The organism is Bacillus sp. JJ1503, assembly GCF_036965125.1.
Lineage (GTDB): Bacteria > Bacillota > Bacilli > Bacillales > Cytobacillaceae > Cytobacillus.
Genome location: NZ_JBALOZ010000086.1, coordinates 62,298 through 72,970, shown reverse-complemented (window position 1 = coordinate 72,970; position 10,673 = coordinate 62,298). Strand labels below are relative to the sequence as shown.

General features: G+C 37.3%; 10 protein-coding genes. 7 read left to right on the top strand and 3 right to left on the bottom strand.

The genetic code is table 11. The features are described 5' to 3' along the window. The first annotated feature begins 254 nt into the window (after positions 1 to 254). Positions 255 to 1,613, top strand: a complete 1,359-nt coding sequence (mgtE, locus tag V7149_RS08135; RefSeq protein ID WP_335345148.1) for a magnesium transporter — start codon at positions 255 to 257, stop codon at positions 1,611 to 1,613. A 150-nt stretch (positions 1,614 to 1,763) separates the two neighbouring features. Then, complete coding sequence (locus V7149_RS08130) at positions 1,764 to 2,957, top strand: FtsW/RodA/SpoVE family cell cycle protein (protein WP_335345147.1); 1,194 nt, start codon at positions 1,764 to 1,766, stop codon at positions 2,955 to 2,957. A 71-nt stretch (positions 2,958 to 3,028) separates the two neighbouring features. Here V7149_RS08130 and V7149_RS08125 read toward each other — a convergent pair whose 3' ends face one another. After that, entirely contained in the window at positions 3,029 to 3,901 is an 873-nt protein-coding gene (locus V7149_RS08125; protein WP_335345146.1) for a sulfite exporter TauE/SafE family protein, read from the bottom strand. 334 nt (positions 3,902 to 4,235) lie between these two features. Here V7149_RS08125 and V7149_RS08120 point away from each other — a divergent pair, with 334 nt between their 5' ends. From V7149_RS08120 to V7149_RS08100, 5 genes are all read left to right on the top strand, one after another. Beyond that, positions 4,236 to 4,673 carry a Dps family protein gene (locus V7149_RS08120; protein ID WP_335345145.1) on the top strand — a complete coding sequence of 146 codons (438 nt, stop codon included), beginning with the start codon at positions 4,236 to 4,238 and terminating at the stop codon, positions 4,671 to 4,673. Between the two features lie 113 nt (positions 4,674 to 4,786). Next, positions 4,787 to 5,443, top strand: coding sequence for a VC0807 family protein (locus tag V7149_RS08115; protein ID WP_335345144.1), 657 nt, complete (start codon positions 4,787 to 4,789; stop codon positions 5,441 to 5,443). A 67-nt stretch (positions 5,444 to 5,510) separates the two neighbouring features. Next, the gene (locus V7149_RS08110) at positions 5,511 to 6,404 is read left to right on the top strand and encodes a DMT family transporter (protein ID WP_335345143.1); all 894 of its coding nucleotides are present in this window, start codon (positions 5,511 to 5,513) and stop codon (positions 6,402 to 6,404) included. Positions 6,405 to 6,429: 25 nt separating this feature from the next. Beyond that, a complete protein-coding gene (locus tag V7149_RS08105) occupies positions 6,430 to 7,056 on the top strand; it encodes a pyridoxamine 5'-phosphate oxidase family protein (RefSeq protein WP_335345142.1) in 627 nt (208 codons plus the stop codon). A 228-nt stretch (positions 7,057 to 7,284) separates the two neighbouring features. Next, the gene (locus V7149_RS08100) at positions 7,285 to 8,607 is read left to right on the top strand and encodes a TrkH family potassium uptake protein (RefSeq protein ID WP_335345141.1); all 1,323 of its coding nucleotides are present in this window, start codon (positions 7,285 to 7,287) and stop codon (positions 8,605 to 8,607) included. 256 nt (positions 8,608 to 8,863) lie between these two features. Here V7149_RS08100 and V7149_RS08095 read toward each other — a convergent pair whose 3' ends face one another. After that, positions 8,864 to 9,649 carry a serine hydrolase gene (locus V7149_RS08095; protein ID WP_335345140.1) on the bottom strand — a complete coding sequence of 262 codons (786 nt, stop codon included), beginning with the start codon at positions 9,647 to 9,649 and terminating at the stop codon, positions 8,864 to 8,866. Then, positions 9,649 to 10,671 carry an ABC transporter ATP-binding protein gene (locus V7149_RS08090; protein ID WP_335345139.1) on the bottom strand — a complete coding sequence of 341 codons (1,023 nt, stop codon included), beginning with the start codon at positions 10,669 to 10,671 and terminating at the stop codon, positions 9,649 to 9,651. Before V7149_RS08090 ends, V7149_RS08095 begins: the two co-directional genes overlap by 1 nt. Between the last annotated feature and the right edge of the window lie 2 nt (positions 10,672 to 10,673).

Genomic DNA, 10,673 nt, shown 5'->3' with positions numbered 1-10,673 from the left:
GATAAAAAATGCTTACATCTTCAGAATAAAAGAGTCAATTTAATAAGATATTTAATAACAGAATCATCTTATCAATAAAAATCAAGGTAATGAATCACTTTATTTTATTTTCCTCAAAAAAGTTTCAATTATATTTATCATAACGGCATTTCTTTCAATAGCAAATTTTTTTATAATAATCATGGTATGTTATTCATTATGGCGCAAGTGCCTTAAAGATTAAACCTCATTCCCGCGAAAGGAGTGTGAGTTGAATGATTCAGAATATGACAGAAAATCAAATCACTCTTCACATTATTAAAACATTAAAAGAAAATAAGAAAAAAGAGTTTGAAACCATTCTCGATGAATTGCAGCCTTATGATATTGCCCAAATTTACGAAGACCTTCCAGAAAAGCATAAAACACGTTTTTTGCTTTATATGAATGTTGACCGGCTTGCTGACTTAATTCAAGAGCTAAGCAAAGAGGATCAGCTTGAGGTTTTAAATAAATTAGGTATCGAGAAAACAGGAGAAGTTCTCGATTTAATGGACAACGATGACTTAGCTCTTCTCTTGGATGATTTATCCCCTGAAAAAATCGCTTCGCTTCTTTCCGGAATGAAGAAAAGCGAATCCAAAATTGTTCAGGACATTATGAATTATCCGCCAGAAACAGCTGGGCGGTTGATGACAAACCGCTTCGTTTGGATTCGGGATTATTATACCGTTATGGACGCGGTTGGAAAACTGAAATCATTTGTTGAATTTGCTGAAACCATCAATTATTTATATGTCATTGATCAAGACCGGAAACTGGTCGGCGTTGTATCTTACCGTGACCTCCTGATTGCTGAGCCTACCGAGGTCATTAAAAATATTATGTACGAACGAGTTATTTCGGTTTCCGTGACTACCGATCAGGAGGAAGTAGCAAGACTCGTTGAAAGATATGACTTTCTTGCGATCCCAGTTGTCAGTGAAGAAAATGTGTTGATGGGGATAGCGACAGTTGACGATATTATTGATGTTGTCATTCAGGAAGCAAATGAAGATTTTGAAAAACTTTCTGCTACAGGGAAGTCGATTGATTTCGAAACAAAGGCTTTCGTAGCTGCCTATCGAAGGCTCCCATGGTTGATTTTGCTCTTATTTATCGGAATTTTATCAGGCAGTATTATTAGCGGCTATGAAGAAACTCTGCAGAAAGTCGTGGCTCTAGCCTTCTTTATGCCTATGATCTCTGGGATGACAGGAAATACCGGAACTCAATCTCTTGCTGTCGTTGTCAGAGGGCTTGTTTCTAATGATATCGACAAGAAAGTGGTAATTCATCTCATTATGAGAGAATTTGGGGTAAGCTTGATTATTGGTTTGATTTGCGGAGTTTTAATTTCACTCATTGCCTTTTTTTGGCAAGGCAACGCAATTCTAGGCGCCGTGGTTGGCAGTTCCTTATTTCTAACATTAATCATTGGGACATTAGCAGGAACGATCATTCCTTTAATTTTGTACCGTTTCAAAATCGATCCTGCTGTTGCTTCAGGACCGTTAATTACAACATTAAATGATATTTTCTCACTTGTGACATACTTTGGGATTGCGACAATGTTTATTAATCATCTTATGTAAAAGCATGGATCTTTTTCCGTGCTTTTATTTTCGGAAACTTCTAGGCTTATTTTTTCGTCATATAAGTATGCAGCAGGAAAAGGCATTGAAAGGGTATTTTTTCTTTGTTACGATGAAATGGAAAGAATAATAGGAATAGGTGTATGCTTAATGAATAAGCCAATAAAAGTAGCCGAACGATTCGATTGGACATTGTGTCTTCTTTTATTTATATTTTTTTTAATAAGTTGTATAGCTATATATAGCGGGCAAGCATCTGGACAATATGAAGGTAATTTTGTGTTGAGCCAGGTAAAGAACTATGTAGTAGGGATTGTGATAATTGGAATTGTCATGTATTTTGACAGTGAACAAATTAAAAGACTCTCTTGGATTCTTTACGGGCTGGGAATCTTGCTTCTCATTGGGTTATTTATAGCACCTCTAAGTTTAGTACCAGAAATAAAGGGTGCAAGGCTGTGGTATAAAGTTCCTGCACTTGGTTCCTTTCAGCCATCTGAATTCGTTAAGGTTTTCCTTATCATTACCTTAAGCAGAGTCATTGCCAATCATTACGAAAAGTTCATCGTCAAAACGATAAAAACTGATTTATTTCTTTTATTTAAACTTGGAATCATAACAGCTGTTCCGTTAGGTCTGATTATTATTGAGGATTTAGGTACAGCCCTAGTAATCATCGCTATTGCAACAGGCATTATTTTAGTATCAGGGATCTCTTGGAAGATTATTGTCCCCATTTATGGATTAGGTACCGTTTTTGGCGGAACCATTCTATACCTAGTCATTTGGGCGCCTGAGTTTTTGGAAAAACACTTTAATATTCAAACGTATAAATTGTTTCGAATATACTCCTGGATAGATCCAGCCGGCCACAAACAGGGCGCCGGATTGCAGCTGTATAAATCATTGCAGGCCATCGGCTCCGGCCTTTTAACAGGAAAAGGCTTTAGCGAAAGACAGGTTTATATTCCTGATAGTCATACTGACTTTATATTTAGCGTAATAGGTGAAGAATATGGATTTATTGGCGGCAGTTTGGTCATTAGTTTATTTTTCCTCCTCATTTATCATTTGACGAAAACAGCTCTTGAAACGAAGGATCCATTTAATACTTATATTTGTGTGGGTGTGATCAGTATGATTACTTTCCACGTTTTTCAAAATATCGGGATGACCATTCAAGTTCTGCCGATTACAGGTATCCCCCTTCCTTTTATAAGCTATGGAGGAAGCTCCTTAATGGGCAATATGATGGCAATGGGTCTTATATTCAGTATTAGGTACCACCATAAAGCTTATATGTTTGCATCTGATTCCAAATACGTGGCTAAAAGAGCCAACTAATCTAATATGATAGGTAGCTAATGTACCATTCCCCTCATTCACAAAAAATCGGGCATTTCCGCCCGATTTTTTCATGCTGATCCTTTTATTTTTGCACGATAGCTTTGAACCTTCATCATTGATTTAATAAAGAAATACAGAATAAAGCAGCCTAATAAAATAAGTCCGACTATACTTAAACCGATAAGTTTAAAGATGACACTTATTAAGGTTGCAATATAGATGCTGCTAAGCAGCAGGGTTATTTCCTTATTTTCATAATATCTCGTCAGCTTAGCGCCAAAGGATGAGCCGATTAGGCCGCCTGCAACAAGAAGCAAACTTACTTTATAATTAATCGGAACCGTGAATGCGTAGGATAAAAAAGCTACTGGAACGATTAGAAAAATGGTAAAAAGACTTGTTCCAATTGCTTTCTTTGGTTCCAATCCTAAAAAGGCAACCGAAAGCGGAACAATAATAAAGCCCCCGCCTACACCTAATGTTGCAGAAACAAATCCGGCGAATGCACCGATAAGGATCATCTTTATCATTGATGGGGCGACAGGATTGCTTTTTTCAGCCCCCTCTGCCTTACGCCCTTGTTTAAACATTTTCATTGCAAAATAAGAGAGTAAAATGATATAGAAAATCGGGATAACCCATTCATCCAAGCCTCTATTTTCCAAGAAAAGCACAAATGGCTTTGCCAGCTGAGTGGCTGCAATTCCGCTTATGCCGAGAATGACTCCATTTTTCCAAAGGATGTTTTTTAAGCGGATATGTGTTGTGATTCCTGAAAATGAAGTTCCAAGTGTAAATAATAAACTTGTCGTCACCGCTTCAATAGGAGAATACCCAATAAGCATGAGCAAAGGGGTTAAGATAAATCCTCCGCCAACCCCGAAGAAACCAGATAATACACTAATGCAGGCACCTAATAGAAAAAATAAACTAATGAGCATCATAAAACTCCTTACTGAATGCGACCTTTCCTATATTGTAGATGATTTATCCACTTAATGCTAAACTTTTTCAGCCTTTGCTTGATACGCCGCTTTCAACTTTTAACATGTCGTGCCTCCATAAAATGAAATGCATCAAAGGAGAATGATCATTGGTAATATTATTTATGTATTCATTTGAAAAAAGAAGAAAAACTAATAACAATTACTCCTAGCTCTTTTATGGCTAGGTTTTTTAATATTTAATACTAAATTATAATTATTATAATTTAGTATTGATTTTAATATTGTATATGTTATAATAAATTTAGGCATAACAGAGGAGGATGAAATTATGGAAAACTTATATTCAGCATTAAATGTTCAAATTGCAAATTGGAGTGTCCTTTACACAAAACTTCACCGCTATCACTGGTTAGTAAAAGGCCCATTCTTCTTTACGCTTCATGAGAAGTTCGAGGAGTTTTACAATGAGGCTGCAAGTGTTGTAGATGAAGTTGCTGAACGCCTGCTAACAATTGGCGGAACACCTGTCGCAACAATGAAGGATTACTTAAGCCTGGCAACGATCGAAGAAACAAAAGGCGAAACAACTTCAGATGAAATGGTTTCAAGTTTAATTGCCGATTACAAGCAATTAAAATCGGAGCTAAAAGAGCTAGCCGATATGGCTGACGAACATAATGAAGACGCGACTAATGATCTAGCTGTAGGGCTGATAGGGAAAATTGATACTCATATTTGGATGCTTAGTGCTTACTTAGGAGAATAATATAAGACAGATGAAAAGTCAGTGAGATTTCTCACTGGCTTTTTCCGTTAAAAAGAGGAATTGGCTTCTAAATCGTGAACTATTACAATAACTATTTTGTAGGATGTGGTTATTTGAAGAAATATATTGTTCTGCTTGATATTGTTTTTTACGTTGTGTTTCCCTTGGCAGTATGGAACTTAGGCCGCGAGTGGCTAGGTGATTACTTGGCCATGATTCTATCCACAGTACCAGGTATTCTTTACAGCCTATACCGCTTTTTTGAGCTCAAGAAAATTAACTTCTTCGGTATTTATTTACTAACCAATCTGATCATTACCTTCCTCATCGATGTACTAGCAGGTTCAGCCCTTCAGCTCCTTTGGAATAATGTCATTTATTCCTATATTTTAGGCGTTGTTTTCTTTGGGACCATTATTGTCAAAAAGCCCATTTTTTTATATATGGCGCTTGATTTGACTGAAATGCAAGGGCAGGATCGTTCAGAGATGAAATCCCTTTTCTTTGAGAAGAAAATATTAACCATCTTCGGCTGGATTACCGCTGGCTTTGCCCTTAAGTTTATCATTTTGGCAACTATTAAAACGTGGCTTATTCAACAATATGGTGTAGAAGCATTTGATAAAGGAATTATTTTAAGACAAATACTAAACTGGGGCTTTACGATTGTGTCATTGAGCGGTTTTTATTTTATTAACAAGGAGTTAGGAAAATCTTCTCATGATGATGACAAGGAGCCTTCTCAAGGAGAAAGTCCAATACTTAAATAATAATCACTCAGGATTGTAAGAAAATGTTAAGATTAGCTTATTGAATATGTTTAAGGAGCAACAGCATATGAATAACTTGAAGTACTCACTCTTTATTTTCATCGGTGCCTGCAGTTATGGGATTTTAGCTTCTATCGTCAAAACAGGTCTAACAGCCGGCCATACGGTTTATGAGTTAACTGGCAGCCAGTACTTATTTGGTTTTTTGTTGCTTTTAATAACTTATCCATTTATTAAACGGGTAAAAATTAGCTTTAAACAAGCTGGGGCACTTATGTTAACCGGCACTGCCTTAAGCTTGACAGGTATTTTTTATGGACTAAGCCTCGAGCGTGTCTCTGCTTCCCTAGCAATTGTTTCCTTATTTCAATTCACATGGATTGGTATATTAATAGAAGCCCTATATGAAAAGAAGATGCCAAGCAAAAATAAGATTCTTTCTGTCATCTTTCTAATTATTGGTACGGTTTTTGCTAGTAATCTTTTGAGCAGCAGCGCCCAGCCTCTTCAAATTGATGGTTTGGTTTATGGATTTTTATCTGCTGTTACGTATGCATTATTTATTTTTGCAAGCGGGAAAGTGGCAACAGGTGTGCCGACTATTCAACGAAGTGTTTTTATTACACTTGGAGGACTTATCGTACTCTTATTCATTGCAGGTCCTATGCTTATTACAAATGGGGTTCACCTCGATGGCCTGTGGAAATATAGTTTATCCATGGCGTTTTTCGGAGCGATTTTTCCAATCGTCCTTTTTGCAATTGGAACACCGAAAATTGACGCTGGGCTAGCTACCATTGTTGGGTCTGCCGAACTGCCTGCTGCAATTGTCGCTGCCATGCTTATATTGGGGGAGAAAATAACAAGTGCACAAACAATTGGAATTGCTCTTATCCTAATCGGCATTTCCATTCCTCAGCTTCGATTTATAAGAATGTCCCGGAATCGATTAGGAGCTTGAAAGATTTTTAGGAGGGAAATATATAATGATTTTTAAGGAAACCATTTCTTCCGAGGAAGAACTTCGCACATTATTAGGAACGCCCAGCAAAAATGTGGCAAATAAGGTAATCCATCATATAGATCATCACTGCAAGGATTTTATCGCAAAGTCTCCAATTCTATTTATTTCAACCTCGGATACACATGGAAACTGCGATACCTCTCCTCGCGGGGATGCGCCAGGTTTTGTACATATAATAGATCAACAACATATAGTTATACCTGAAAGACCCGGAAACAAACGGATGGATTCGCTGAGGAATATCATTGCTAATCCCCATATCGGTCTTATCTTTGTCATTCCAGGCCTCGAAGAAACTTTAAGAATAAATGGAAAAGCATGCATTATTAAAGATTCGGATGTTCTCGAAAAAATGGCGGTTCAAGGCAAGGTCCCTTCACTTGGCATCGGGGTTCAGGTAGAAGAGTGCTTTATACATTGTGCCAAGGCCTTTAAGCGGTCTAAACTTTGGTACCCAGAAACTTGGGCCTCCAAAGATCAATTGCCATATCCACCTCAAATATTAGCAGATCATATTAATTTACCAGATGTAAATAGTGAAACCATTCATACATCTCTTGAAGAAAGCTATTCTAAAAGACTATATTGAAATGAATGCAGAAAAGGAGTGGTTCTAAAGAGCCATTCCTTTTCATTTTTATTAAAAGACTTTACTCTCTCCCCTTCTTAACTAAGAATTTTTTATTGACATTCCCCTTTTTCAGGAGTATTTTATTAAACACGTTATTTTGGGGAACTCTTTAAAAGAGCTTAATTATTGGGGGAATTTTCATGCAAAGACATTTTTGTTTTATTGGGAAAAAGGTGCATGTTAGTCATGATGAATAAAACATTAAAGATCAGTCCTCCACGTCTTCTTGTACTTGTATTTGCTTTCTTTATTGGTGTCGGGACGATCCTATTAAAACTTCCCATAGCTACGGAGCACTCCATTTCTTGGATTGATGCACTTTTCACAACCACATCTGCTATGACAGTAACAGGTCTAAATGTAGTTGATCCGGGATCAACCTACACTTTATTTGGGGAGATTGTTATTATGTGTCTCATCCAATTAGGCGGCTTAGGTATTATGTCGTTTGCTGTTTTGATTTATTTCATGCTTGGAAGGAAAATAGGCTTTCAAGAGCGGCTCGTTATGCAGCATGCTTTAAATCAGACTTCACTTGGGGGAGTTATTAGGCTTGTTCGGAATTTATTTATCTATTCTTTTGCGATTGAGGGCTGCGCCGTCATTTTACTTTCGATACGTTTTGTCCCTGAATACGGTTTAGCAAAAGGTCTTTACTACAGTTTGTTTCATTCTGTTTCAGCCTTCAATAATGCAGGTTTTGCTCTTTGGGAAGATAATCTTATGGGTTTTGTAGGTGATCCTGTCATTAATCTCGTGATTTCGCTTTTATTTATTATTGGCGGTATTGGTTTTACGGTTTTAATTGATTTGAAAAGAGCAAAAAGATTTCGAGATTTATCTTTACATTCAAAGCTTATGATTATTAGTACGATTGCTGTAAACATAGCATCAATGATTATTATTTTTCTTTTAGAATACAATAATCCAAACACATTAGGCCCTTTAACCAGCTGGGAGAAATTCTGGGCCACTTATTTTCAAGCCGTTTCCCCTAGAACCGCTGGATTTAATACGGTTGATCTCAGCGGTCTTGAGGATCCCACTGCGTTTTTCATGACCTTACTCATGTTTGTTGGAGCAGGGAGTGCTTCTACAGGCGGGGGGATTAAGCTGACAACCTTTATTATTTTTATTCTAGCTGTAACTACCTTTATACGAGGGAAGAACGCTATTGTGGTTTTTCGAAAAACCATTGCTGATACATTCGTTATTAAAGCTTTAGCCATTACAATGATTAGTATCCTGTTTATCTTTATCGCGATATTCTTCCTTACCATTACAGAAAATCAGCCTTTTATAAAACTTGCTTTTGAAGTCCTGTCTGCTTTCGGTACCGTTGGACTCACAATGGGATTAACAGGAGACTTATCTGAAATTGGGAAACTGATCATTATCTTTATCATGTTCCTTGGAAAATTAGGCCCTTTAACATTAGTATTTTCATTTGCCCGTCATCAAAAGGAACAGAAAGTGCGTTATCCAAAGGAAGATATATTAACAGGATGAAAATATACTGGTTGGCTTGTAGAAACGGTTCTTCTACAAGCTTTTTTTACATTATTAGCTGAATAAATTTCATTTTGTTAGTAAGTTCGAATAACTTATCAGCGAAATATTGATTTATCAGCTAATTTAAGGATTTGTTAGCCAAATCGATCTGTTTTATCAGCCAATTCCTGCCGTTTGTCAGCCAATTTGGGGATTTATCAGCCAATTCCAGCCCCGAAAAAAAAACGCCCTATCCCCTAAGATAGAACGTCACTCAACTCTTCATAAAATTAGAAAGCACCTTGCCGATTTGTACTAGCGTCTGCCTGCCTTCTGCCTGCTTGGAAAGCTGATCAATCAAAACAGCAGCATAAATTGTTTTTCCACCATACTTAATGATAGCACAATCGTGTTCGACACCAGGTAATTCTCCTGTTTTATTAGCAACTTGCATGGCCTCTAAATCTATCGATTCAGAAAGCTTATTCTTAAATTGTTGCTTTTCCAGTATACCAAAAGCCTTTTCTGAGTTTTCCTTTGATAAAAAACGATGTTGATCAATGACCTTTAAGCAAGTAACCATATCATTTGGAGTTGTATAATTGTCCATTCCAATTTTTTTTGCTTCAAAATCCATCATCTTTCGGTTAAGTTCAGTGCTTTGCAGGTTTAGAGCTTTTATACACTGATTGATTTCATTCATTCCTATTCGATCGATTAAAAGATTTGTCGCACTATTATCGGAAACAATGATCATTAATGCCATTAAATCGATTACTTTTAATTTCAAATCAGCCGACAAACCTTGTATGATCCCTGCGCCTCCTACTCTTTTAGAGGGGAAAGCGGGTAAATATTCGTGAAGGTCAAGAAGTCCATCTTCACATTGTCGAAATCCCTCTATTAAAATAGGAATTTTAATCAGACTCGCTGCAGAAAACTTATCATTATGATTGATTTCTATCCGGCCTTCACAAGTTTCAATGACTAATCCGACTCTACCTTCACAATGAGCAACAAGTTCAGAAACCTGCTTTTTTAAATTTTCATGACTCATCATTACTCTTTCGCACGCAACGTAACAGCTACTTGCGAGTTGTTAGAGTCACCTGTCACGTTTTTATTATATAAATGGCAAGCAACAAAATGGCTCTCCTCCACTTCCTGCCATTCAGGCTTCATCGTTGCACAAGCTTCCATCGCATATGGACAGCGAGTTCTAAATACACATCCACTCGGCGGATTAATTGGACTCGGAAGCTCCCCCTGTAAGATAATTCGTTCACGCCTGTCTTCTACATCTGGGTCTGGAATCGGGATAGCTGATAAAAGAGCCTGTGTATACGGGTGAAGAGGATTTTTATAAAGATTAGCGCTTTCCGTCAATTCCACAAGGTTCCCTAAATACATAACACCTATCCGGTCACTAATATGTTTAACCATGGATAAATCATGGGCGATAAATAAATAAGTTAACCCCTTCTTCTTTTGTAGGTTCTTCAGAAGATTGACGACCTGTGCCTGAACAGATACATCCAGCGCGGAAATCGGTTCATCTGCAATAATGAAATCTGGATCTAACGATAGAGAGCGGGCAATACCTATTCTCTGTCTTTGACCACCGCTAAATTCATGCGGATAGCGATTGGCGTGATCCCTATTAAGACCAACGTCCTCTAATAATTGATATACTCTTTCGAGTCGCTCCTGCTTATTCGGATATACCCCATGAACCTCCATTGGCTCAGAGATGATTTCCTTTACGGTTGAACGCGGATTTAATGAAGCATAAGGATCTTGGAAAATCATTTGCATCTTTCTATGGAAAGCAAACTTTTCTTTTTCATTCATTTCATGGACATTTTTTCCGTCAAAGATAACTTCGCCCTCTGTCCGATCATATAGCCCGATAATGGTACGCCCGGCAGTCGATTTTCCGCAGCCAGATTCCCCAACAATTCCGAACGTTTCTCCCTTTTTTATATAGAATGAAACATCGTCAACCGCCTTTAATATTTGTCCTTTTCCTAAAGAAAAATGTTTCTTAAGATGCTTTACTTCTAACAATGCTTCATTTGTCATAA

Excerpts from the sequence above, each read along its gene's own strand:
- mgtE (WP_335345148.1), top strand. The coding sequence starts at position 255 with ATGATTCAGAATATGACAGAAAATCAAATCACTCTTCACATTATTAAA.
- V7149_RS08130 (WP_335345147.1), top strand. The coding sequence starts at position 1,764 with ATGAATAAGCCAATAAAAGTAGCCGAACGATTCGATTGGACATTGTGT.
- V7149_RS08125 (WP_335345146.1), bottom strand. The coding sequence starts at position 3,901 with ATGCTCATTAGTTTATTTTTTCTATTAGGTGCCTGCATTAGTGTATTA.
- V7149_RS08120 (WP_335345145.1), top strand. The coding sequence starts at position 4,236 with ATGGAAAACTTATATTCAGCATTAAATGTTCAAATTGCAAATTGGAGT.
- V7149_RS08110 (WP_335345143.1), top strand. The coding sequence starts at position 5,511 with ATGAATAACTTGAAGTACTCACTCTTTATTTTCATCGGTGCCTGCAGT.
- V7149_RS08105 (WP_335345142.1), top strand. The coding sequence starts at position 6,430 with ATGATTTTTAAGGAAACCATTTCTTCCGAGGAAGAACTTCGCACATTA.
- V7149_RS08100 (WP_335345141.1), top strand. The coding sequence starts at position 7,285 with ATGATGAATAAAACATTAAAGATCAGTCCTCCACGTCTTCTTGTACTT.
- V7149_RS08095 (WP_335345140.1), bottom strand. The coding sequence starts at position 9,649 with ATGATGAGTCATGAAAATTTAAAAAAGCAGGTTTCTGAACTTGTTGCT.
- V7149_RS08090 (WP_335345139.1), bottom strand. The coding sequence starts at position 10,671 with ATGACAAATGAAGCATTGTTAGAAGTAAAGCATCTTAAGAAACATTTT.